Here is a 23,305-nt window from a genome sequence, read left to right as displayed (position 1 = left end):
TTCACCATGAATTTAGCTTGGAAAACAACAGATTGCTTTGTTTCACTCGCAATGACGGTTAGTAAAATTAAAAACAAAATGAAAACACTTACAAACAATTACATATTTAAAGCATTAGATGCATATCCATATGATTTAGAAGAAGCAATGGAAGCATTAACTTATGCATTAGCTTACGATGAGAAAAATACCATGGTATTGTGTTTACTAGGACGTATTTATGCTGAAAACTTGTATAACTATGAAAAAGCTAAAAGTTATTATGCTGAAGCTTTAGCTGAAGATATCAATGCATTTCATATTTATCCTCATTATATCAATGTGTTATTATGGAATGAAGATTTGGAGGAAGCTGGAAAATTAATTGATTTTGCTTTAACAATTAAAGGATCTGATAAATCAGTTTTATATGTTAAGAAAGCTATTTTATTAGAGATGAAAAAGGAATATAAAAAAGCATTAAAACAATTAGAATTAGCAAAAACACATACATACAATAATGGATTTATTTCTGATATAGAAGCTGAAAAAGAACGTATACAAGATAAAATACCTAAAAAAAAGAAGAAGAAAAGAAAATAATTTTAACAACGTAAAAACAATGCGTAATAACGCTAAATATTTGCGCTGTAATTGTGAAAAAGATAAAAAAAGAGAAGAGGAGAGAAGATTGAAAAGGAAAGAAGCCTCATCATACTCCATGGATATGATGAGGCAATAATTTAAATGAATAAAAAAATGAAACAGATGAAAAAAAATAAAATACTTATAATAGATATTGAAGCTACTTGTTGGAATGGTAAAGTACCTCCAGGACAAGTAAGCGAAATTATAGAGTTTGGTATTTGTGAATTGAATACTGAAACTGGTGAAATAGCAAAGAACAAAGGAATTTTAGTAAAGCCTGAACGCTCAGAGGTAAGTTCGTTCTGTACTGAATTGACTACCATAACTCAAGATTTACTCGATAAAGAAGGAGTTTCTTTTACTGAAGCTTGTCAACAAATCCGAGAAGATTATAATGCTAAAGAATATGTTTGGGCAAGTTATGGTGCCTACGATTTAAAAATGATTAAAAATCAGTGTAAAGTCAGAAATGTTGAATATCCTTTATCGCAAGAACATATTAATGTTAAAGAATTTTTTACTGAAGTCAAAGGTTTAAGACGTAAAGTGGGTATGAAAGGAGCATTACATATTTTAAATATACCTTTAGAAGGAACGCATCATAGAGGTATAGATGATGCAAAAAACATTGCAAAAATTTTAGATTGGAGTTTGAAAAATAATTAATTTAGATACATAAATGTAGTATGAAAGTAGTTCTTTAAGAAGATAAAAGTTAAAGTTCTTTTATTAAAAAGTATTTTCTTTGTAAGATCAAAAAACCGTACGCTAATTTTATTCATATAAGATTTTTACTTAATAATGAACACATTAAAAATTTTAGTAGGGCTTATTTTCTTTAGTTATCAACTTACATCACAAGGTGTTGATTTAGAGAATTCTGAAAAAGAAAAGATACAAGAAGTTTTTGCACTTTTTAATACAGGTAAAGTTGAAGAGGCATATGCACAAGCTCATAAGCTCAAAAAGAGTTCTAAAACCACCTATGGAATTTCTAATGCTAATTTATTGTTAGCTAACTATTTTAAAAGTAAATCATTGATAGATTCTTCAATGATTTACGTTAATACATTCTTAAGACTCATAGAAAAGCACAATGATTCATTATCCACAAGAGGGAAAATTCTAGGGTATAAAATTTTAGGATCTAATTATAGTACACAAGGTTTATTTGATGAGAGTAGAAAGTGGTTTTTTAAGGGTATAGAAGAAACCAAAAAGTATAATGAAAAAGGGTTATACTATCAGCTTACATTCGGGCTGGCCAATGCTTATAATTATAAAGGAGAAACTACAAAAGCATTAGCGTTATTTAAAGAATGTTTGCAGTATAAAAAAAATAAAGAAATTGTTTACGGAAGTTATGTAAATATTGGAATAGCACATGCGAATAATAAAAACTACAAACTGTCCAATCAATACTTGGAAAAAGCACAAGATTTAAGTCGTGAAGAAGGAAATTTAAAAGCTTTAAGTGTCATACTTTTTAATCTTGCAGATAATGCGCAAGCATTAAATGAAAGAGCAAAAGCAATTTACTTATTAGATGAAGTTGTGAAAATTAGCACTCAAAAGCAATATCATAAATTACGTTTGAATGCTAAAATGAATATAGGTAGTAATTTTATATACCTTAAAGATTATAAAAATGCAGAACTAATTTTTTCAAATGCCTTAATAGATGCCAAAGAACTAAAGCTATTAAATGAAGAGGTAACGGCATTAGAGCAGTTAAAGTTTATCGCCTTAGAAAAGCAAGACTATAAAAAGGCTTATACATTTTCAAACCAATTATCTAAAGTCAAAAAAAATATAGCGGAAAAACAAAATTTAGACGAAATTAGAGAGTTAGAAGTCCGATATGAAACCTTTAAAAAAGATAAGGAAATACAGATTCTAAAAATAGAAAAAGAAAAGAAAGCTCTACTAACCTCAAAACAAAAAAGTATAAGAAATATTATCATTATTGCACTTGTAGTATTGTTAATTCCTGTGATTATTTCATTGATTATTTATCGTCAAAAACTATCCACACAACAAAAAATGCAGCTCAAAGACAATGAACTTAGCAATCAGAAGATAGAGAAATTAATGAAAGAGCAGGAGTTAAAATTGGTAAAAGCTAATTTAGTAGGACAAGAAAATGAGCGTAAAAGAATAGCAAAAGAAATACATGATAGCATAGGTGGAAATCTAGCAGCTATAAAACTTCAGGTTAAAAACCCAAAATTAAGTCAGCAAATTAATGAAACCTATGAAGAGCTAAGAAGTCTTTCTCACGATCTTATCAAAAAGAAACTAGTAAAAGATACATTTTATAATATTTTAGAAGGATATATAAAGAATATCTGCAATGCTAGTAATATAGAACTCGTTTTTGAAGTGAATCCTAAAGGAGAGGAATTACACATTAAAGAAGATGTAGAAATTGAATTATTTAAAGTTATTCAAGAATTAATGACCAATGTAATTAAACATGCAAAAGCTAAAACCATTGAGTTTCATATGAATTTGTATGAAGATAATTCCCTTAATGTACTTTTTGCTGATGATGGAGTAGGTTTTGATATCACCAAAAAAGAGGAAGGTTTAGGTTTAGCTAGTGTAAGAGAACGAGTAAGAAACATTAATGGAATCTTGCAAATTGATTCATATAAAGGAACCATAGTAAATATAATGATTAAAAATGCTAGATCTAAACTTCAAGAGTCTTTAGAATTCGAAAACGTTTTACTGAAATAAGCATTTAAAAATGTTAAATTTTTAGTAAAATAAATAAACCCCCTGATTTCAGGGTAAACTAGGATTTTAGATTTAATTAAATTGGCAATAATTAATTAAATAAAATTTAAAAACTATGTTTTCAAACATTCGTAATTTAGGTAAATCCCTAAGCAAAGCAGATCAAAAAGAAGTAAATGGAGGATTAGATTTTCTACAACCAATTTGTGGAGGAGATGGTTCTTTTATTTACCAAGGAGGAGTAAAGGTATGTTGTTATGTACCAAACCCAAATCCTAGGTTTGGTGGAGGTACTTACATTTGTTAATCAAAAGAAGTCCCTAAAAGGAATCTCTTTTTTTAAGAGTTAAAAATTCTGATTTTGTGTTTATACTTATATAGAGCACAAAATCAGTTTTTTTATACAATTAAAGTAAAAAACTATTTAAAAGTATAGGTTAATTTTAGTGTTGGAGTATTGTCAAGTAAGCCTGTAGAAAACTTTAAATTACTCTCTTTATCGAAAGGCTTTGTAAAAATGTAACTCATTCCCGTTCCAATTATTGCTCCAGCTAATACGTCCCATCCATCGTGTTTGTTCGCTTGAATACGAGAAAAACCTACATAACCAGCTAAAACATAAGCGGGAGCACCATATTTCCATCCATATCTTTTTTGAATAAAAGCTGCACTTGCAAAAGATATTGACGTATGTCCTGAAGGAAAACTGTTCAAACTTTCTCCATTCGGACGTTCTTTATCTATTAATAATTTCATTCCCCAAGTTATAGCGATAGTACTAACTAATGATTTTGAAAACTGTAGTGTCCCTTTTTGACCATCTTTCCATATAAATGTTGAAGTTAGCGATAATGCAGGGAGTAGACCAACCAATACATCTCCAGTTGTTTCATGAAATTTTTCAGTAGAAGTTAATTCTTGTTGCGCGAAAGAAAGTTGACTTTTAATTATAAATAAAAAGATAAAAATGAATTTAGATATTTTTTTGATCATTTGTTTTAAATTGATAAAAAGGGGAACCTAATAGTAACAATTGTACTGAATTTAAAAGGCTTTATTGTTAAAAAATTGATTGAATTTTATGATGATTCAAAAATACTACCTTTTAAAAAGAAAGTGTCAATATTTAATTTAGGAAGCATTATTCATTAGATGAATAGCCTAAATGTGAAGTTAATAAATAAAATAATAAGAATAATTATAAAAAATAATTAGTTTTGCAACAGAATTATGAATAGTACAGCAGTACATAGCAAACAATTAGGACTTTGTTCTTATGATTTTCGCCCGAGAATTAAGCGAAAAGGGATGCTATGTGTACAATTTTAAAGAATGATTTAAATAAATTAGAATAAAAAATATACAAATGAAAGCGTCCAATTGAATTGGACGCTTTTTTTATGAAAAAAATTTAAAAAAGAAAATGCGCAATTAAAAGAAATAACATAAAGCGATAAAAACTGAAAACAATTGAGAGACAGGCCTTTGTGAACATGTTAAAAATCCGTTGAAAAATGGATAGGAAATCTATTGTCTTTTTTTGTTTAAACAATTGATAATTAATAAAATAAGTCTATTTTTTATTTGTGTAATTGAAAAATACATTTCATATTTGCATCGTCAAAACAAACAAAAAGACATTTAGAAAAACAATATAAAATGAAACAATATTCAAAACATAGTATAGCATGTCACTTCCGATTTAGAACACCGGAATTAGATCTTCAGTTATGTGGAGATAGATTATTCATTTTATCAAAGGAGATATATTATGACGATATAAATTAATATAAAATTTATATATATAATAACACAAAAGCATCTCCGTAAAACGAGATGCTTTTTTTATGAAAAATGACAAGGTGGCTGAAAGGTTAAGGCGGTGGACTGCAACTCCACTTTTTATGAGTTCGAATCTCATTCTTGTCTCGTTGATTGAAATAATTTCAAACTTGTTTGAAAATTATGTAAATCCAAAACTAGGCTAAATGAGATGCCAAGCAATCTCATTCTTGTCTCGATGATAATTACAATAATCAATTATCGATAAACAGTTATCAAAAAATTATTGATGACTGATCACTGACAACTGATAACTGAAAAAATGGTTCATTGCGGTTAATGGTTAACCTTCCCGACTGTCTCTCGGGAGATACGAGTTCGATTCTCGTATGAACCGCTAAACTGAGAAGATAACGATTGGTTGTTTACCTGCTTTGGATGCAGGAGGTTGTAGGTTCGAGTCCTGCTTCTCAGACTAAATCTAGAAAGGAGAGTGTGTTTAATGACTTGGGATGATTTGTGAATTATTCATGGCTGAAGAAGGAAAAGAGATATCCCAAGTCATTTAAAATGAGGTATAACTCAGTTGGTAGAGTACTGTGCTTTTAACACAGAAGTCTTGGGTTCGAATCCCAATGCCTCACTAAGTAAGTGTGAAGTATTTCAGTAAACAGTTGACAGTATATTTTTACTGATTACTAAAAAATAAATGGTGGTTTTAGTTTAACTGGTAAAACGTCTCATTGTGGATGAGAAGAATAGGGTTCGAGCCCCGGAATCACCCAAAAAGGAACAATAGCAAAGTTGGTCAATGCGTCGGTTTGAAGCACCGAAGATATAGGTTCGAACCCTATTTGTTCCACAAAAAAAGAGAAATTAAAAAGTAGGAAAATGAAAATTGTTAATCAGAAATGGAGAAATTTTAGTGGTAAAGTGTTCAATGAACCAATTACTACAATTATTGAAAATGCAATTGTTAAAGAACAAAGTGAAGGTTATAATCTAAAAATTTGTGTAGGATCAGATTCTCAAGCCTATAAATCTCATATTGAGTATGCAACAGCAGTTGTAGTACTAAGAGAAGGAAAAGGTGGATTTATGTTTATGAGAAATTTAAAAGGAACAAAACAAATTAGTATTAAAGAATGTATGTTGAAAGAAGTGACTATGTCTGTTGAAGTAGCCTATGCTATTTGTAATATTTTAGATAAGTATAATGTAGCTTTAGAGGTACACGCTGATATCAATACAGATGCTAAGTTTCAATCTAATGTAGCTTTAAAAGATGCGATGGGATACATTTTAGGAATGGGGTTTGAATTTAAAGCAAAGCCTTATGCATTTGCAAGTTCGTCATGTGCAGATAAAGTAGTTTGATGTTTCTTGTACTAAAATCAATAAAAAATTTGAATTCTTTTTTACTACGCAAAAACAATGCGCAATACTGTGTAATATTTGCAGTGTAATTATGAAAAAGATAGAAAAGAGGAGGGAAGATTGAGAAGAAAAAGTAGGCCTCACTATATCGGGGAATATAGTGAGGCAAAGTTAAAAGTTCATTGAAAAATAATAAATGTCATTCTGAAGACACTATGATGAAGGAATTTGTAAAATCAAAATAGATTATTTCAGTGTATTTACAATGAATGAATTAATAAACCTCTTTAGCATAAAGGGAAGTGCTGTGGTAAAAGACTTTTATTCGTAACCATGGAGTGATTGGATGATGTTGTTAGTAATCTACTTACTAATGAATAGAATTTGCAGAAGCACCGAAATACACAAGATGTAGTGTAGGGAAGCGCATTTAGAGCCAATCTGCCTTAATAAAAGGAGTATCAGTTCGAATCTGATAAGAGGTACAAAAGTTCATTGAAAAAATAATAAATGTCATTGCGAACGGATCCTGAGCTTATCGAAGGGGAACTGAAGCAATCTTTGTCTTAAAAACGAGATTTTCGTTATTGATAAAAAATCATTATGACAAGAAAATATCAAGCGAGTCTAGTTGGGTGTTTCTGTATAGCACTATTGTATACAACTTTGCATTTGTGTATTAGGTTTGTATGTACAACTTGACTTGAAGGTTTCGGTTATTTGCCAAAAAATAATCTCACTCTATAGGTCACGGGTTCGAATCCCGTCATAATCTAATGGTTATGTAGTTCAGTTGGTTAGAACGATAGATTTTTGCACAGGTTCGAATCCTGTCGAGACTATGAAATGAGTCTCGTAGCTCAATTGGCTAGAGCACCACATTTATAACGTGGGTTAATTCAACTTGATATAATCAGGTTACTACACTGTCACTGTAGGTTTGTATAAAGCTGATCATCTTTTAAAACTGATCTCAAAATAAATGAAGTGTTGTTAATGAGTTGTTTTTAACAACACTCATAAACATACCTTGCTGTATTCATCTAGTAATACATGAAATATAGACTTTTTATATGTCAGTTAACTATGAATTATGATAGTTAATCCATTTATAAAAACAATATGTAGATAGTTTTACAATGAGTATGTCCGTAGGTTTAAGAGCATTAATAATGCTTCATTTAACTTAAAAAAGAAATTAAAATACGATTGAAAATATGTGGTTTCAATCCGTTGATAACGAAATAAAAAATTAATACATATAGAAAATGAAAAGAGTAAGAATTCAACAAGGAAAAGTAGGATTAGTTTTTAAAAATGGAAACTATCTAAAAATAATTACTGAAGGAGTACATTGGTTAGGATTTTATGAAAGTGTGGATGTATATGACCTAAGACAACAATTTTATTCAACAGTAGCATTAGAAATTTTATTGCAAGATGAAAGTTTAGTTAATATGTTGGAGGTAATTGAAGTAAAAGATCATGAGTTAGTTCTATTGTATGAAAATGAAAATTTCAAATCTATTTTACAAGCAGGAAGACATGTATATTGGAAAGGATTGATAAATAGAACATTTGTACGAATAGATACAAGTAAAATTGATATAACTGAAGCTATTGATACCTCTTTATTTTCAAATTATGAATTAGCGAAGCATGTTAGAGTTTTTGAAGTATTTTCTTATGAAAAAGCGGTATTACTAATTGATGATGTGTATACTAAAACTTTAACAAGCGGAACCTATAGGTTTTGGAAAAACAATATCTCAGTTAAGGTAGGAAAAGTAGATACTCGTCAATTGCAACTAGAAATTGCAGGTCAAGAATTATTAACTAAAGATAAAGCGAATATTAGAATTAACTTTTATACCAATTATAAAGTTACGGATATAGAAAAAGCGTTATTAGCTAATAAAGACTATGAAAAACAATTATATGTAGCTATGCAGTTGGCTTTGCGTCAATATGTAGGTCAATATTCATTAGATGAATTACTAGAAAATAAAGAAAACATTTCTGCGGTAGTGTTGGAAGCTACTAAAGAAGTAGCAGAAAAATTAGGTGTAATCATTCTATATTGTGGAATAAGAGATATTATTTTACCAGGTGATATGAAGGAAATTATGAATCAGGTATTAGTAGCTCAAAAGAAAGCACAAGCAAATATTATTACAAGACGAGAAGAGACTGCTTCTACCAGAAGTTTATTAAATACAGCAAAATTGATGGAAGAAAATGAAATGTTGTTTAAATTAAAAGAAATGGAATATGTAGAGAAAATTGCAGATAAAATTGGAGAAATTACTGTTTCTGGAAATGGTAATATGGTAAAACAGCTTAAAGAAATTTTTGCTGTAAATAAATAAAGTTCTCAGATACAGAAGGATTCAATAGTACAAAACAGTACAGAATCCTTCTTTTTATTTTAATTAAGCTCCAATTCGGGTTCTATTACTGTGGGTATTTTGAGTTCAAATTGTGTTCCATTGGCTTTTTCTGATGAAACTTTGATATTACCATTATTCATTTCAATAAAACGATGTACAAGGTTTAAACCTAAACCAGAACCTTGTTCTCCTTGAGTTCCTTTTGTCGTGTATTTATTTTCTATATTGAATAAAGAGTTTAATTGCTCTGTAGTCATTCCAACTCCAGTATCACTAACAGAACAAACTAAATTTCCATCTTTTTTTTGACATGATATTTGAATTTTACCTTGTTCAGTATATTTCAATGCGTTTCCAATTAAGTTTCTAAATATTACGTGAAAAGCACCTTTGTCAAAAACAATTTGTATCGCTTCCTCAGCAACAATTTCAATATCTATTTGTTTGTATTTTGCTTGCTGTTCATAGCCAGATACAATCTCTTTAAGTTCTTCTTGAACTGATAACAAAACAGGATTCATTTTGTATCCATTTAATTGTTTCAAAGACCAATTTAAAAGATTATCTAATGTATTTGAAAGTCGTTCTGAATTTGCTTCCAAAGCTTGAGATAGTACAATAGTTTTATCGTAATTACCTTTTTCTATATGGTGCTTTAAAATTTTACCAGATCTTTGGAAAGGAAGTATCATCCCTCTTAAATCATGAGCAATTATAGAAAAGAAACGATTTTTTACTTGATTCATAGTCATTAATTCTTTTCTCTGTTTTCGTAATTTCATAAAAGCCCATATACCTAATGATAATGCTACTAATAAAAATAAAGTAGCTATTAAGTATAAATTTTTACGTGTTTCAGCTTTTTGAATCTTGAATTCTTGTTGTTTTTTTTCTTCTGTTAGATTCGCTATAGCGAGCTCTTTTTTTTGTGTTTCATATTTTTTTTCTAAGTCAACAACTTTAGCTTTTACCTCACTATTCGAAATTGAATCCTTGATCTTATGATACTTTTTTAAATGTTGTAGTGCTAAATTAGGCTTTCCTGTATGTTCATAATATTCACTATAATATTTATGCATTGCTTCTTTTGAATACGCAACATCATTATGTGAAATAGTTTCTTTTAAATCTTCCAAATAGCGCTGTACTTTTCCATATTGCTTTTTCTTTAAATACAATTCAATAATTCCATTAATACTAGATACAGTAACTAAGTGCTGACTAGAAGTTTTTCCAATGGTGTAAGCATTCGTTAGAAATTCTTCCGCTTTAGCAAATTCTTTTTCGTTTTTTAAGTATATCATACCTTTCTCTTTGTAAATTTGAGAGAGTCGGGCGTTATCATTATTTTTTTTAGCAATTACTTCAGCAGAATCCAAAAACTGAATAGCCTTGTCATTATTATCAAGATATCTAGCTGATATTCCCATTTCAGTATAACACAATAACCTAATATACTTGCTGTTGGTTAGTTTAGACTTTTGTATAGCTTTTTCAAAGAAGGGGTTTGCTTTTTCAGGTTGTTTCAAACGCATATTACAAATCCCGATGAGGTATAATGTATTTGCAATTGTACTAGGATTCATTTTATTATCTTCCTTTATTTTTAAAGCTTGCATTAAAGACTCAATAGCTTTTTCATAATTTGATAATCTTAAATAATAGACCCCTTTGTTATGATATGTAGTAGAAAGAGATGACTCTAATTTTAGCCTTTCGTAGAGTACAATTGTTGAATCCATGAATAAAATAGCTTTTTCATACTCTTTATTTTTATCAGCAAGTTTAGCTCTTCCGGAATAATAAGATTGCCAATTATCACTATCTGGATAGTTGTCGAGTATTTTCTTCGCCTTGTCTAATGAATTTTTAGCTTCTTCTTTTTGATTTTTTATAGTAAGTAAAAAACCTCTTAATGAATAAATATTAGCAATTTTTTTAATATTATTTGTAGATTCTCTTATGGCGATTGCTTTATCATAATATACTAAAGAAGAATCAAGTTTTCTACTTTCGTAATATTTAGCTCCTATAAAATCATATAATATTAATTTACAGTTATTATCTACAAAAGGTAATTGATTTTTACTGTATTTTATAGCTTCTTCAATATTTAGAATAGATTTTGCTCTTTTTGTAATTGAATCACATGGTTGTGTATTTCTTTGAGAAAAGGCATTATGAATGATAAAAATAAAAATCAACAGATATAGGAGTTTTAATTCTTTCATGACGATTAATTTGGAAATAAATACAAGAATTCAGATTTTTTAGAAAATGGTTGATGGATGCTGAATGTTGTCTTCTAACCAAAGATAAGGATATGAATATTGAATTGTGAAACTTTCAAACAACTGATAATGTGTGTTTTATTTTTAGGGTGAATATTTAATAGAATTAAAATGAACTAATTCATTACATACCAAAATAAAAAAAGTTAAGAATTTATAATCAAAAAGTGAATATATAGTAAAGAATCTTTAAAGGGAGAGTATAATAAAAAAGGCCGTTCAATTTGAACGACCTTTAACGTAAGGATTTACCTTACAAACAATTTGTAAGAAAACAAGTTATCGTTTGTTTTGCCTTTTATAAAATACAGACCTTGAGATAAACTGCCTAGACGGAACGTATGATTTTCTTCATATTTTCCTTTGAAATTTAAGGCTTCTTTACCTGTAATGTCATATACTATAATATCTTCTACTTGCGTATTAATTTTGAAGTAGTCTTCCGAAGGATTCAGATACACTACCATGGTAGTTTCTTCATTCAATACATCTTCTGTAGATAATGTTACTGCAGATCTTCCATAAATTTTAAATTCTCCAGGAGCTAATGTGATAGAAGCATTTACACTTGTAACATCAATTGTATTTGTTGGATCTAACAAATCATACCAAGTACCTACTTGTTGGAAAGATGGAGTTATGTTTTGTGTCGTAATTCCAAAATTACCAAGAATAGTTACATAACGTAAATCGTCAGAAGTATTGTCATTAGTCAATTGAATTTTCTTTAATCCGTTACTATTATTTACATCTAATGTAAAATTAGAAGTTCTAAAAATATCTTCTTGTTTTTTTAGCGCAATTAGTTTTGCCCATAAATCATAAATAGCTTTACGATCAGCAACATTAAGATATTCCCAACGAATAGGTTTATTACCTGTTCTTCCGTTAAAATCTATATCTACATCATACCCTAGTTCACCAAACTGCCAAATCATTTTTGGTCCAGGTACTGTAAAATAAAAAGCTCCTGCACTTGCTGTTCTATTTAATGCAGTTGATAAATCTTTTACATTATATGAAGTATTACTGTTTCCGAATTGTAAATTTTTATACATAAGACGTTGTTCATCATGACTTTCCATATAGGCAATATTAGCTGGAGTTGTCCAACCCCTATTTTTATAATCGATCCATGAAAAATCAGAGCTTGAGTGAAAACCTAAAGTAGTTTCGTTATAAGCATGATTTAAGTTACTCCACATCATGATACCTTTTCCTTCTGACAATCGATAATTTACCCATTCACTTTCTTCTTGATTGGTTCCTAGGTGCTCAAAAATAACATAGAAATTTGGATCTATATCCCATTGATAATCGGCATATTCTTTTAATACTGCAACTCTATCAGCTTGCATAGCATTAGTACAAGAATCATCAGAACCACTACAATTTTGAGTAAAACCTTTAGTTAAATCCCATCTAAAGCCATCAATTTTATATTCTGTCATCCAGAATTGAATAGTACGCTTTACATAATCTTTAGTAGCTTGTTGACTATGATTAAAATCATTAAATACATTAAAAGAATGACGAGCAGTTTGATTAAAAAATGGACTATCAACGCTAGCTTGTCCACCATAATCACCATTTACAGTATTCCACATTCTATAATATGGATTCTGACCTGTAGCATGGTTATAAACGATATCTAAAATTACAGCAATTCCTCTTTTATGGCATTCGTCTATTAATTGTTTAAATGCATTTTGAGTTCCATAATATTTATCTAAAGCCATATGAAATGAAGGGTTGTATCCCCATGATTCATTTCCATCAAACTCACTTACAGGCATCAATTCAATTGCATTTATGCCTAAAGTTTGAATATAATCTAATCGAGCTTTTAAAGTATCAAAGCTATGTAAAGCATCAAAATCGCGTAATAAAACTTCGTAAATTACTAAATCAGTTTTAGCTGGTTTACTAAAGTTGTCAACTTCCCAAACATAAGGTGTATCACCGGTGCGTAGTAATGTAACAGCATGATTGGTTTGCCCTGTTGGATAAGCAGGTAAATCAGGATAGGTTACGCTATTAATAAATTGATCATTACTTTCAGTAAGTACAATGGCAGAGTAGGGGTCAGCAACTCGTAAAGTTCCATCAATTAAAAATTGATACATATGATTAGTTTGTGCTGTTAACCCAGTAAGTTCAATCCAAAAGCGATCTTTACTAGAATCTTTTTTCATGGCATAAACATTATCTAAAGTCCAGCTATTAAAATCTCCGATAACATGAACAAATTCTTTTCCTGGAGCATATAGCACTAGAGTAGCTTTTGTTGGATCTGTAGCGTTTACTGTTAATCCATCTTTTAATCCAGCAGGTAAAACTTCTTCAACAACTGTGGGTTTAACGATAACTTGAAAAGTAACTGATTTAGTTTCTCCGCCATTAGTGGCTTCTAATTCAAAATTTGTAGTTTCATTTACAGATCTAGTTAAAGAATAATTTGTGCTATTATTTTGTGTATCTATTGAAGTACCATTAGCCTTTAAATTAAAGTTAGCACTTAAACTAGCGGTGGCAGTAATCATTACATTATCACCAGCATCAATTATAGAATTGGCACTTGGTGAATTTAACGTGAGTTGAAACTTACCTACATCAAATAATTGATCTTGAGATTTTTTATCACCATTACCATCTTTAGCTTTCACTAGCATTCCTATTCTACCAATACCTGTTCTGGCATACAGCGTAGTAGGAGTGAAGCTAAATGAATAGGTACCATCTCCATTGTTGGTAAATTTTTGAGCTTCATTAGAGTTACCCCAAGTACCATTAGTTGGTGAATTTTGAATATTTGCATTGTTAGTATCAAAAGACCAAGCCCACAAATAAATATCAGTAACTCCCCAAGCCGAAGGATCTACATTACTCACAGTAATTGTAATTTGTTCATTTTCATCAAAAGAACTAGGTGTAACTGAAAACGTAACATTTTGCTGCTGTGCAAAAGTTATGATACCCCCTAATAATAAGAATAATATTGTTGTAAATTTTTTCATATTTAGTTAATTAAAAAAACTATTCTATCCACTAATTTATAGAGATAGAATAGCTTTTGAATTTAGGTATATTTATGGTTAAATTTACTTTAAAGTAATTGTTTTTGCTATTGTATCCATATAAATGGTATAAGTACCAGGTGTACCAACAAACCTAAAGTTATTATCGCCGTCCATTGCATCTTCAAAATTAGTATCAACAGTATAGCCTTCAGTTTGATAATAAGGGAAATTTCTACCAGAATTCCAATCATCTCTTACAGTGAAGAATCTAAAAGCATCATTAGCAAAATTAACATTTGCTTTATATAATCCTACATCAACACAAGAAAATTGAATTGGAGATCCCCAACCCCAACCAGCATCAGGAACACCAGCACCAACTATCCATAAGTCTACAAACTCACAAGTAGTATTTTTAGGTTCTAATTTAATTTCTTTGTTAACAGTATCAACCGTTAAAAAGTATTCACCAGGTGTACCCGTAAAAGAGAAATTACTATCTCCGTCACTAGCATTCACTAAATCAGAATTAATGGTATAACCATCATTACCGAAGAAAGGATAGTTTTGTCCAGAATTCCAGTCGTCCCTAACAGTAAAGAATCTGAAAGCGTCATTAGTAAGATTGATATTACCTTGGTATAAACCATTACCAGTACATCTGATTCTGATTGGTGAAGTCCATCCCCATCCAGCATCAACAGCACCAGCACCTACAACCCAAAGTTGATCGTGAACACAGTTTGGTCCTACAACAGGAGGTCCTAAAGTTATTGTTTCATTTTCTGTATCAATTTCTATAAAGTATTCACCTTCTGTACCAGTAAATAAGAAATTGTTATCACTGTCCATTGCGTCAGATAAATTAGGATCAAAAGTATAACCTCTATCAGCATAATACGTATAATTTTGTCCAGAACCCCAATCATCTCTAACTGTAAAGAATCTGAAGTTTCCACCACCATTAGGTGTTAATCTAATATTTCCTGAATATACTTTTCCTTGTAAAGGTAATTCAACAGGAGAGGCCCATCCCCATCCAGCGTCTAAAGCACCAGCACCTACAACAAATAAAGAAGAAGGTAAGGTAACATCATATGGAGTAACAGCGATTGTTACGGTATCTGAAGTTCTTATTAAATCACCAGAGTCTGTTGCAGTTGTAGCCACTAATCTTAAATCAAGATTACCACTTGTTTCAGCAACTAAACCAGCAGTTAAAGCTAAATTATTAAACGCTCCATGTGTAATGTCATAAGTTAACTCAGAAGATTCAGCAACCATTAAAGGAGTTGCAAAATTAGTACCTGCTTCTGCTAATTCTAATCTATACGTAATAGCAGCAGTACTGTTATCATTGATTTCTGGATCTGCCCAAGTTATAGTGGTTGCTACAGCTTCAGGATCTAAATCTGATAGCACGATACTAAATGTAGCATCAGGAGCAGTAATAGAAGGAATTTCTACAGAATAAGTAGTTACTAGTAAGAATATTGAATTACTAATTTTTTCCCCATTTTTTACTCTAAAATGTACAGGTAATTCTTCAAAAGAAGAAAAACCAGCATTTTTCAATACTGCATTAAATTCAGTAACAGACATTGAAAAACTTGTACCTTCAGTTTGCCCTAATTCTACAGGAGAATCAAAGGTTTCATCCTTAGACATTTCAATATTATAGGTATTGTTGTCTTTGGTAAGTTCATCTTTCCAGGTAATCGTAAACGCTGGATTATCTGGTAAAGCAAAATTTAAAAATACATTTGAAATACCAGGGGTGTCTAATGTAAAGACAGGCTCAGGAGAAGTAATATTTAAATTCTCTTCATTCTCACAAGCAGCCAACATAAACATGGTAGCTACAAATGCAATAACTATTTTATTTATTAATTTACTCATTTTAAAGTCTTTTAAATTAAATGTTTAAAGGAATCAGTATGTACTGTCCAGTTAAATCATTAAACCAAATATCATAATCGTCTTCAACAGGTACTGGAATGCTGGCACCACCAACAGTCGCTATACCAGAGAAAGAAGTATCACTACCCCAAGCATCTGTTCCGTTAGCTAAAAACTGTAATTCACCAGGTAATAATCTTACCGAGTTAGCATACCATATGTGGCCATCAAAAGCAAGTGGGGTAAGGGCTACAGAAGTAGTTAAAGAACTACCTTGTGCTTCTAGGCTAGTTGGACTAGTGATTCCAGTTGCATCAAAAGCTTCGAAAGAAAAATCATTTGTCCCAAAATTTATAGTGAATGTGTAAAATCCTGGAGTAATATTTGTTCCCCCTGCATCAGGAAATCTTTCAGGATCATCTCCACCACCAGGATTTACTTCAACTGAAGTACCGTCATTAGTTCCCCATTGTGGAGTCCATGAACCTTTAGTTTGTAAAACTTTGAAAAAACCACCTCCAAAATATCCTGTGTATGTAAATAAGTTAGGATTATCAATATCTCTGTATAAAGCAGGGTTATTATTATTGTTATCCCAACCTGGAGATGTAGCATCTCCTACAATAAAGTAATCATCGAAAATATAATTAAAGAAAGGAAATACATTTAAAACTAAAGTATTAGAAGGTGTTGGAACTCCATTCTGGCTACCCAAAGAGGCTGAAACTCTTACATATAAATTGCTCCATTCAAAAGGATTTAAACCAGCATTACCAGCATTTGTATTTAATTCTCCCATAGAGAAAGTAACTGAGTTTTTACCTTGTACTGAAGAAGCAGTTACTGGATTAGTAAAGTTTTCATCACTTGAAAACTGAATATCGTAAGCTACTACAGATTGAACGCCAAAATCAGCATTTTCCCAGTTTAATGTTAAAGCAGGTGTATTAACATTTACTCGATCAATTTCAATATCACTAATAGAAATAGTATTTAATACTGGAGCAGTTGGATTATTTGAAACTACAAAAGTTTCAGAATTACTACATCCAATAATTCCTAAAGCTAGTGTGAAAACTAGTACATAAGAAATTTTGATATATATATTTTTCATGTTGTTATATTATTAATATCCTGGATTTTGCTTTAAATTAGGGTTCGCTTGTAAAGCTGTTGCAGGAATTGGGAATAATTTGTAATGTTCAGGTATTGAAGCACCGTTAACTGAATTCCCTTTCCATGGCCATAAATAGCTATTTCCAGTAAATTTTTTAAAACGTATTAAATCAGAACGTCTATGTCCTTCTAAGTTTAATTCTCTAGCTCTTTCATCAAGAACAAAATCTAAAGTTAAATCAGCGGCTGTTATATTTGAAGCTCCTGCTCGAGTTCTAACAGCATTCACATAATTTAAGGCATCTCCTAGGTTTGTTCCGTTAGCCGATCTTAAGGCTAATTCAGCATACATTAAATAAGCATCAGCCAATCTGTAGAAAGGGAAGTCAGTTCCAGAAAATTCTGTTGGAGTTCCTGAACCATCAGAATTTGTATTTCTGAACTTAATTGAAGGATATCCGTCTGTCCATTCTCTATAATCATTCATTTCAAAATTATGACCATTTGTCCAAAATAAACCAGCTCGAACATCTGTAGATGTAGTTAAATTACCAAACAATCCATACCAAGCTTTAGTTGCTCTATGACCTGTCCAACCACCCGTAGCTCCGAATTGAGCTAAAGGCATAGTATCTAAACTTAAATTACCATTAACTAAATATGTAGTATTTCCATAACTTTGGCTAGAAATTGTTTCTGCAATTAATGGAAATATAATTTCAGGTGAAGTATTATTATCAGCAGAAAAGACTTTTACAAAATTAGGATCTAAACTATAGCCTCCTTCATTAATAACTTTATTGATATAAGTAGCTGCATCATCCCAACGAGCAGTTCCTGTATATACTTCAGCATTAATATATAATTTTGCTAATAACATATCTACTACATATCTATTAGCTCTACCATAAGTGCTTGATTCAGATATAACAGGCTCTATTTCTAATAATTCAGACTCAACATAGTTAAATAATTCAACTCTACTAGATTCTTCTAAAAAGTCTGGTTGTCCCAAGTTTTCTTCAGTTGCTAATACACCTTTTCCAAATACATCTATGATGTTATAATATGCTAAAGCTCTTAAAAATCGAGTTTCAGCGGCTATATTTTCTTCATTAGGAAAATCAGCTCCATCAAGTATTTGCATGAAGTTATTACATTGTGGAATTGTAAAATAAGCTCTATCAAAGAAAAGTCTAAAAAACTTATTGTTTTGATCCCAGTTTGAAGTTGTTGTAAGTTGGTCTAAACCATCATCACCCCATCTATTTTTCATTCCATCAGCAGTGAAATCTTGTAAATTGATGATAGCTCTTAAAAAAGCACCTTCTCCTGCATCATTACTTACAATATCCGTACTAGCAGGTCCTGTAGGTCCTGTTAAAGCATACGATCCGTATAGTTTAGAAATTAAACCATCGATAGCATTTGGATCATTAGCCAATACCTGCTCCAAACTTAACTCTACTTCTGGAGTCACATCTAAATCACCAGTACAAGCACTCAAAAAGGTCAGTGATAAACCTATTAGTGTTATAAATTTTTTCATTTTTTAAGTCTTTTTAAAAATCAGCGTTAATACCAAAAGTATATACAGTAGGTCTTGGATAGGCATTTCTATCAATTCCTCCAAAGTTTTCAGGATCTAAACCTGTATAGTCAGTTATGATAAATGGATTCATTACTGAACCATATAATCGTACTGTTCCATTCTTAATAATATTATAAAATCTATGTCCTAAAGTAATATTATCTAATCTTAAAAAGGTAGCATCTTCAAGATAGTGATCTGAAAACTGACCATTACCATTTACAATACTCACACTATTAAATACAGGATTAGCTGCTCCATTATTAAAATCTAACACATTGGTAAGATTATTTTGACTTGAGCTTGTAGCACTTTCAAGGAAACCATAATTAACTTGAGCAAAGTTATAGATATAACCACCAATTTGTCCTCTAAAGTTAGAAGTTAAATCCCAGTTTTTATAGTTAAAACTTAAATTAAAACCGTATGTCCAGTTTGGAGAAATAGCTTTATAATATCTATCACTATCCGTAATTTGATTATCTCCGTTAAGATCAACAAAAGAATCAGGAATAGGATTACCATTTGTATCATATACTTGTTTAAATACAAATGCACTACCAGCTTGTTGCCCTACAGCATGTCTTAATAAATCTGTTCCAGTACCTCTTAAACTACCACCAGCGTTGATATTATCTAAACCGTTTAAACTCGTAACTTCAGTTTTATTATATGCAATATTACCATTTACTTTAAAAGCAAAATCTTCAGTATCAATAATAGAAGAATTGATATTTAATTCAAAACCTTTACTTTCCGTTTCTCCTACATTATCAACAAAAGCGTTTGTTAAAGCTTGTCCCGGAGGAATAGGTACTTCAGCTAATAAGTCCGTTGTTACTCTTCTATAAATATCAAAACTACCTGATAATAATTGATTTTTAAATAATGAAAAGTCTAAACCTAAGTTATATGTAGAAGTTTTTTCCCAAGTTAAGTTAGGATTAAATGCCTGAGCAGAATAAATTGACGAATTAGGGAAATATTGACTGTTGTTGTCTCCAGCTAAGAATAATGGGATAGAAGGATAAAATCCTACAACACCAGTAATATCTTGTTGTCCTGTTTTACCCCAACTTAAACGAAGTTTTAAATTATGTACAAAATTAGAGTCTTTTAAAAAGTCTTCTTCATCTATTTGCCAAGCTAATGCAGCAGCAGGGAAGTATCCCCATCTATTTTCTTTGGTAAATAAAGAAGAGCCATCAGCTCTAATAGAAAATGTTAGTAAATATCTATCTAATAAACTAACATTAGCTCTTCCAAAGAAAGATTGTAAATTTAATACATTGAAATATCTAAAGTTAGGATTAGCAGGATTTACAACAGCTTCTCTAACTCCAGTTACGTTATTATAAATAAATCTATCTTGTGTACCATCGTTTTCAAAGTTTTGATATGAATATCCAGCTTGTATATCATATTTATTGATGAACTCCTCTTCTAAAACCTTTTCGTATTTTAAATAACCTTCTAAAGTTGTATTAGTAATATTTTGATTTTCTCTAAAGTTTACACCTGGATTAAAAAGGAAATTGTTGTTGATATCGTCATTATCTGTATCGAATTGATAAGTTTCAAAAGAATTTTGACTAAAAGTTTCTTCTATTTCAGATGTAGAAGCGTCTAAACCTAAATTAACAACGGCTTGTAATTCAGGTAAAAATGGCATTGTATAATCAAATTCAATATTACCTAAAAAACGTAAAACATTTTCAGGTCTTTCTCTTTGTTCTAATCTAGCTAAAGGATTTCCTTGAACAATTCTTCTGAATTTACCAGCATCATCAAATGTTGTTAAATAGTATTGCCCAAACCTATTAGATGGAGAGGTATTGAATATTGGTTTTGTAGGATCAAATTGAAGCGATTCTCTAATAGCACTTCCAGTATCAATCGCATTTTTTTCAGCAAAAATGGTTTTTGCGTTAACATCAATTTTTAGATGATCATCTAAAAGTTTTGGAGTTAACTTTAATGAAGAAGTAAACCTATCATAGTCATCATTTCTAACAATTCCTTGTGCTTTTGTATATCCTAAAGATCCTCTGAAAGGAATTTTATCAAATAAATTAGCTCCAACACTAAAATTGGTATTTGTAGTTATAGCAGTTCTTAAAATTGCTTCTCTCCAATTTGTATTATAAATAGCTCTACCATTTATTATTTGTACAGGCTGTTCATTAGTAACTACGCTACCTACAGGAACACCTAACTGACCTAATCGAGTAGGGAAGTTTTGTTCAATAAAGTTATAGAATTGTTGTCCATCCATAAAATCTAAACCTTCTCCTGCGTTGCTAATTGAAATATCTGAAGAAAAATTGAATTTAGTTTTTCCTGATGAACCTTGTTTAGTAGTAATTATGATTACCCCATTAGACGCTCTAGAACCATATATTGCTGTAGCAGAAGCATCTTTCAATATAGAAAAACTTTCAATATCGTTTGGATTAATTAAAGTTAATGGATTAGAAACACCAGCAGGATTATCGTTACCAATAGCTACCCCATCAATTACAATTAAGGGATTGTTTTGTGCATTTAAAGATGATCCCCCACGTATCCTGATATTAGGAGCCGAGTCAGGTGATCCCCCATTGTTAGTAATTCTAACACCAGCAGCTTTACCAGTTAAAAGTTGATCTGTTGATACAATAGATCCTTTATTAAATTTTTTTGAAGAAACTACTTCAACAGAACCTGTAGCATCTTTTACAGTAGTTGTACCATAACCTACTACAACGATTTCATCTAAAATTTGACCATCTTCTTCAAGTTGTAAATTAATTAGTGTTTTATCTCCAACAGATACTTCTTGAGATTTCATACCAACAAAAGAGAAAATTAAAATATCACTAGGTTTTAAATTCTCTATACTATAACTACCATTAAAATCTGTTTCAGTTCCCCTGAAATCCCCTTTGACTAAGATAGATACTCCAGGTAATGGTTCACCTGTCGATTTTTCTGTAACTGTACCCTTAATGGTTTTTTGACCATAACTTAGTAAAGAAAAAAACACTAGAAGAAAACTGAAAAATAGTTTGTTTTTTTTCATGTAATAATTCTTAAGTAAATACGTAAATTTGAATTTAGTTTGTTATCAATAATCTTTATTCCGCGATGTGAATATAGCTATTAAAATGACGCTTCAGTACGCATATTTACTACGAAACCGTTTTCGTGTTGATAACTTTTTAACTTTAGCTTAACATATTAATAATATAACGTATTTTTTTTATCAGTTTTGTAAAATATTATAATAAAAATTACAATTAAATCAACAATAAAATGTATTCACAAAATTAGCAATCATTTTTTGTTAGTTCTTCAAAAAAGACACAGGAATAATGTCATAAAATCAACAATAAAAAATAATAAATCTAACCTCGCTTTTTTACAAGTATATTAAAATATGAAACCAAAAATTACGATTAAAATAATAGCAAAAGAACTCGGAGTGTCTACTTCAACCGTTTCCAAAGCCTTAAGAGATAGTCATGAAATTAGTCAAGAAACTAAAGAACGAATTAAGGCTTATGCAAATTATTATAATTATAGACCTAATAATTTGGCTTTACAGTTAAGAAGTCAAAAAACAAAAGTAATTGGTATAATACTCCCTAAAATTGTGCATCATTTCTTTTCAACAGTGATTAGTGGGGTTGAAAAAGTAGCTAATGAACGTGGTTATAACATAATGGTTTGCTTTTCTAATGAGAATCAGCAAAAAGAAATAGAAACTATAAATGTACTGACTAATGGTAGTGTAGATGGTTTAATTGTTTCCATAGCTACAGAAACATTACGCAATAAAGCGCTAGATCATTTTTATAATTTAATTGAGAATGAAGTACCGCTGGTTTTGTTTGATCGTGTACACAACTCTATTCGTTGTGATAAAGTCATAGTAGATGATATTGGTGCTGGTTATAAAGCTACTAAACATTTGATAGAAATAGGATGTAAAAAAATAGGAATTGTAACCACTCCTGAGCATGTTACAGTTGGTTTGCACAGATATCAAGGGTATGAAAGAGCTTTAAATGAAGCTTCAATTTCTGTAGCAAAAGGCTTTATTATAAATGTTGATGAAGAACAAAGTATTTATGATCAAATCAAAACGTTATTTGATCAAGATATAGATGCAATATTTGCAGTAAATGAAATTTATGCAGCAATAGCGATACGAATAGCAAAAGAAAGAGGATTACATATTCCTAATGATATATCGGTAATTGGTTTTACTGATGGTTTGATATCTGAATATTCATCACCATCGATTACCACGGTAGTTCAACATGGATTTACTATGGGAGAACAAGCTGCAGAGCTGCTTATAGATCGAATTGAAGATCAGAAAAATGACATGGTGCCCCAAACAAAAGTGATATCTAGTAACATAAAAATAAGAGAATCAAGTAAATCTTAAACAGTTTTTTTAAACTGTTTAAGAAAAAATTATAT

At 30.4% G+C, this 23,305-nt stretch carries 15 protein-coding genes and 7 tRNA genes; 15 read left to right on the top strand and 7 right to left on the bottom strand.

Annotation, left to right across the window (positions count from 1 at the left end; genetic code table 11):
- The 4 genes from BVC87_RS20525 to BVC87_RS20510 all read left to right on the top strand — a co-directional run.
- Positions 1-582: tetratricopeptide repeat protein (locus BVC87_RS20525; protein ID WP_317041744.1), on the top strand; the 582-nt coding region annotated here is incomplete at its 5' end.
- 165 nt (positions 583-747) lie between these two features.
- Positions 748-1,293, top strand: coding sequence for a 3'-5' exonuclease (locus BVC87_RS20520; protein WP_075344280.1), 546 nt, complete (start codon positions 748-750; stop codon positions 1,291-1,293).
- A 135-nt stretch (positions 1,294-1,428) separates the two neighbouring features.
- The gene (locus BVC87_RS20515) at positions 1,429-3,369 is read left to right on the top strand and encodes a tetratricopeptide repeat-containing sensor histidine kinase (RefSeq protein WP_075344279.1); all 1,941 of its coding nucleotides are present in this window, start codon (positions 1,429-1,431) and stop codon (positions 3,367-3,369) included.
- A 115-nt stretch (positions 3,370-3,484) separates the two neighbouring features.
- Complete coding sequence (locus BVC87_RS20510; protein WP_075344278.1) at positions 3,485-3,676, top strand: hypothetical protein; 192 nt, start codon at positions 3,485-3,487, stop codon at positions 3,674-3,676.
- A 113-nt stretch (positions 3,677-3,789) separates the two neighbouring features.
- On the opposite strand, the gene BVC87_RS20505 is transcribed toward BVC87_RS20510, so the two are convergent.
- Positions 3,790-4,362, bottom strand: coding sequence for a phosphatase PAP2 family protein (locus BVC87_RS20505; RefSeq protein WP_075344277.1), 573 nt, complete (start codon positions 4,360-4,362; stop codon positions 3,790-3,792).
- A 666-nt stretch (positions 4,363-5,028) separates the two neighbouring features.
- Between BVC87_RS20505 and BVC87_RS23885 the strand changes: the two genes are divergently transcribed.
- The 10 genes from BVC87_RS23885 (at position 5,029) to BVC87_RS20470 (ending at position 8,897) form a co-directional block, all read left to right on the top strand.
- Complete coding sequence (locus tag BVC87_RS23885) at positions 5,029-5,157, top strand: hypothetical protein (protein ID WP_262509534.1); 129 nt, start codon at positions 5,029-5,031, stop codon at positions 5,155-5,157.
- 68 nt (positions 5,158-5,225) lie between these two features.
- Positions 5,226-5,298: transfer RNA gene (locus BVC87_RS20500), tRNA-Cys, on the top strand.
- A gap of 177 nt (positions 5,299-5,475) precedes the next feature.
- Positions 5,476-5,548 (top strand) — tRNA-Asp (locus BVC87_RS23560).
- 5 nt (positions 5,549-5,553) lie between these two features.
- A tRNA-Pro gene (locus tag BVC87_RS23555) sits at positions 5,554-5,626 on the top strand.
- 96 nt (positions 5,627-5,722) lie between these two features.
- Positions 5,723-5,795, top strand: a tRNA-Lys gene (locus BVC87_RS20495).
- A 67-nt stretch (positions 5,796-5,862) separates the two neighbouring features.
- Positions 5,863-5,935: transfer RNA gene (locus BVC87_RS20490), tRNA-His, on the top strand.
- Between the two features lie 5 nt (positions 5,936-5,940).
- A tRNA-Phe gene (locus BVC87_RS20485) sits at positions 5,941-6,013 on the top strand.
- A 29-nt stretch (positions 6,014-6,042) separates the two neighbouring features.
- Positions 6,043-6,528, top strand: a complete 486-nt coding sequence (locus BVC87_RS20480; protein ID WP_075344276.1) for a ribonuclease H-like YkuK family protein — start codon at positions 6,043-6,045, stop codon at positions 6,526-6,528.
- Positions 6,529-7,306: 778 nt separating this feature from the next.
- Positions 7,307-7,370: transfer RNA gene (locus tag BVC87_RS20475), tRNA-OTHER, on the top strand.
- Positions 7,371-7,796: 426 nt separating this feature from the next.
- Positions 7,797-8,897, top strand: coding sequence for a slipin family protein (locus BVC87_RS20470; protein WP_075344275.1), 1,101 nt, complete (start codon positions 7,797-7,799; stop codon positions 8,895-8,897).
- 59 nt (positions 8,898-8,956) lie between these two features.
- Here the strand turns inward: BVC87_RS20470 and BVC87_RS20465 are convergent, their stop codons facing one another.
- The 6 genes from BVC87_RS20465 to BVC87_RS20440 all read right to left on the bottom strand — a co-directional run bounded on the left by BVC87_RS20465 (position 8,957) and on the right by BVC87_RS20440 (position 21,896).
- Complete coding sequence (locus BVC87_RS20465; RefSeq protein WP_075344274.1) at positions 8,957-11,149, bottom strand: tetratricopeptide repeat-containing sensor histidine kinase; 2,193 nt, start codon at positions 11,147-11,149, stop codon at positions 8,957-8,959.
- 308 nt (positions 11,150-11,457) lie between these two features.
- Positions 11,458-14,226: an alpha-amylase family glycosyl hydrolase gene (locus BVC87_RS20460; protein WP_075344273.1), complete on the bottom strand. Its 2,769-nt coding sequence runs from the start codon at positions 14,224-14,226 to the stop codon at positions 11,458-11,460.
- A gap of 84 nt (positions 14,227-14,310) precedes the next feature.
- Positions 14,311-16,128: a SusE domain-containing protein gene (locus tag BVC87_RS20455; RefSeq protein WP_075344272.1), complete on the bottom strand. Its 1,818-nt coding sequence runs from the start codon at positions 16,126-16,128 to the stop codon at positions 14,311-14,313.
- 16 nt (positions 16,129-16,144) lie between these two features.
- Positions 16,145-17,242: a SusE domain-containing protein gene (locus BVC87_RS20450; protein WP_075344271.1), complete on the bottom strand. Its 1,098-nt coding sequence runs from the start codon at positions 17,240-17,242 to the stop codon at positions 16,145-16,147.
- A gap of 12 nt (positions 17,243-17,254) precedes the next feature.
- On the bottom strand, positions 17,255-18,793 hold the full coding sequence (locus BVC87_RS20445; protein WP_075344270.1) for a RagB/SusD family nutrient uptake outer membrane protein: 1,539 nt from the start codon (positions 18,791-18,793) through the stop codon (positions 17,255-17,257).
- A 13-nt stretch (positions 18,794-18,806) separates the two neighbouring features.
- Positions 18,807-21,896, bottom strand: a complete 3,090-nt coding sequence (locus BVC87_RS20440; protein WP_075344269.1) for a SusC/RagA family TonB-linked outer membrane protein — start codon at positions 21,894-21,896, stop codon at positions 18,807-18,809.
- A gap of 357 nt (positions 21,897-22,253) precedes the next feature.
- Here BVC87_RS20440 and BVC87_RS20435 point away from each other — a divergent pair, with 357 nt between their 5' ends.
- Positions 22,254-23,270, top strand: a complete 1,017-nt coding sequence (locus BVC87_RS20435; RefSeq protein ID WP_075344268.1) for a LacI family DNA-binding transcriptional regulator — start codon at positions 22,254-22,256, stop codon at positions 23,268-23,270.
- Positions 23,271-23,305 lie beyond the last annotated feature (35 nt).

The organism is Tenacibaculum agarivorans (assembly GCF_001936575.1).
GTDB classification, from domain to species: Bacteria; Bacteroidota; Bacteroidia; order Flavobacteriales; family Flavobacteriaceae; genus Polaribacter; species Polaribacter agarivorans.
Note: the sequence above shows the minus strand (reverse complement) of the source record. Positions and strands in the feature narration are given on the sequence as shown.

Excerpts from the sequence above, each read along its gene's own strand:
- BVC87_RS20520 (WP_075344280.1), top strand. The coding sequence starts at position 748 with ATGAAAAAAAATAAAATACTTATAATAGATATTGAAGCTACTTGTTGG.
- BVC87_RS20515 (WP_075344279.1), top strand. The coding sequence starts at position 1,429 with ATGAACACATTAAAAATTTTAGTAGGGCTTATTTTCTTTAGTTATCAA.
- BVC87_RS20510 (WP_075344278.1), top strand. The coding sequence starts at position 3,485 with ATGTTTTCAAACATTCGTAATTTAGGTAAATCCCTAAGCAAAGCAGAT.
- BVC87_RS20505 (WP_075344277.1), bottom strand. The coding sequence starts at position 4,362 with ATGATCAAAAAAATATCTAAATTCATTTTTATCTTTTTATTTATAATT.
- BVC87_RS23885 (WP_262509534.1), top strand. The coding sequence starts at position 5,029 with ATGAAACAATATTCAAAACATAGTATAGCATGTCACTTCCGATTTAGA.
- BVC87_RS20480 (WP_075344276.1), top strand. The coding sequence starts at position 6,043 with ATGAAAATTGTTAATCAGAAATGGAGAAATTTTAGTGGTAAAGTGTTC.
- BVC87_RS20470 (WP_075344275.1), top strand. The coding sequence starts at position 7,797 with ATGAAAAGAGTAAGAATTCAACAAGGAAAAGTAGGATTAGTTTTTAAA.
- BVC87_RS20465 (WP_075344274.1), bottom strand. The coding sequence starts at position 11,149 with ATGAAAGAATTAAAACTCCTATATCTGTTGATTTTTATTTTTATCATT.
- BVC87_RS20460 (WP_075344273.1), bottom strand. The coding sequence starts at position 14,226 with ATGAAAAAATTTACAACAATATTATTCTTATTATTAGGGGGTATCATA.
- BVC87_RS20455 (WP_075344272.1), bottom strand. The coding sequence starts at position 16,128 with ATGAGTAAATTAATAAATAAAATAGTTATTGCATTTGTAGCTACCATG.
- BVC87_RS20450 (WP_075344271.1), bottom strand. The coding sequence starts at position 17,242 with ATGAAAAATATATATATCAAAATTTCTTATGTACTAGTTTTCACACTA.
- BVC87_RS20445 (WP_075344270.1), bottom strand. The coding sequence starts at position 18,793 with ATGAAAAAATTTATAACACTAATAGGTTTATCACTGACCTTTTTGAGT.
- BVC87_RS20440 (WP_075344269.1), bottom strand. The coding sequence starts at position 21,896 with ATGAAAAAAAACAAACTATTTTTCAGTTTTCTTCTAGTGTTTTTTTCT.
- BVC87_RS20435 (WP_075344268.1), top strand. The coding sequence starts at position 22,254 with ATGAAACCAAAAATTACGATTAAAATAATAGCAAAAGAACTCGGAGTG.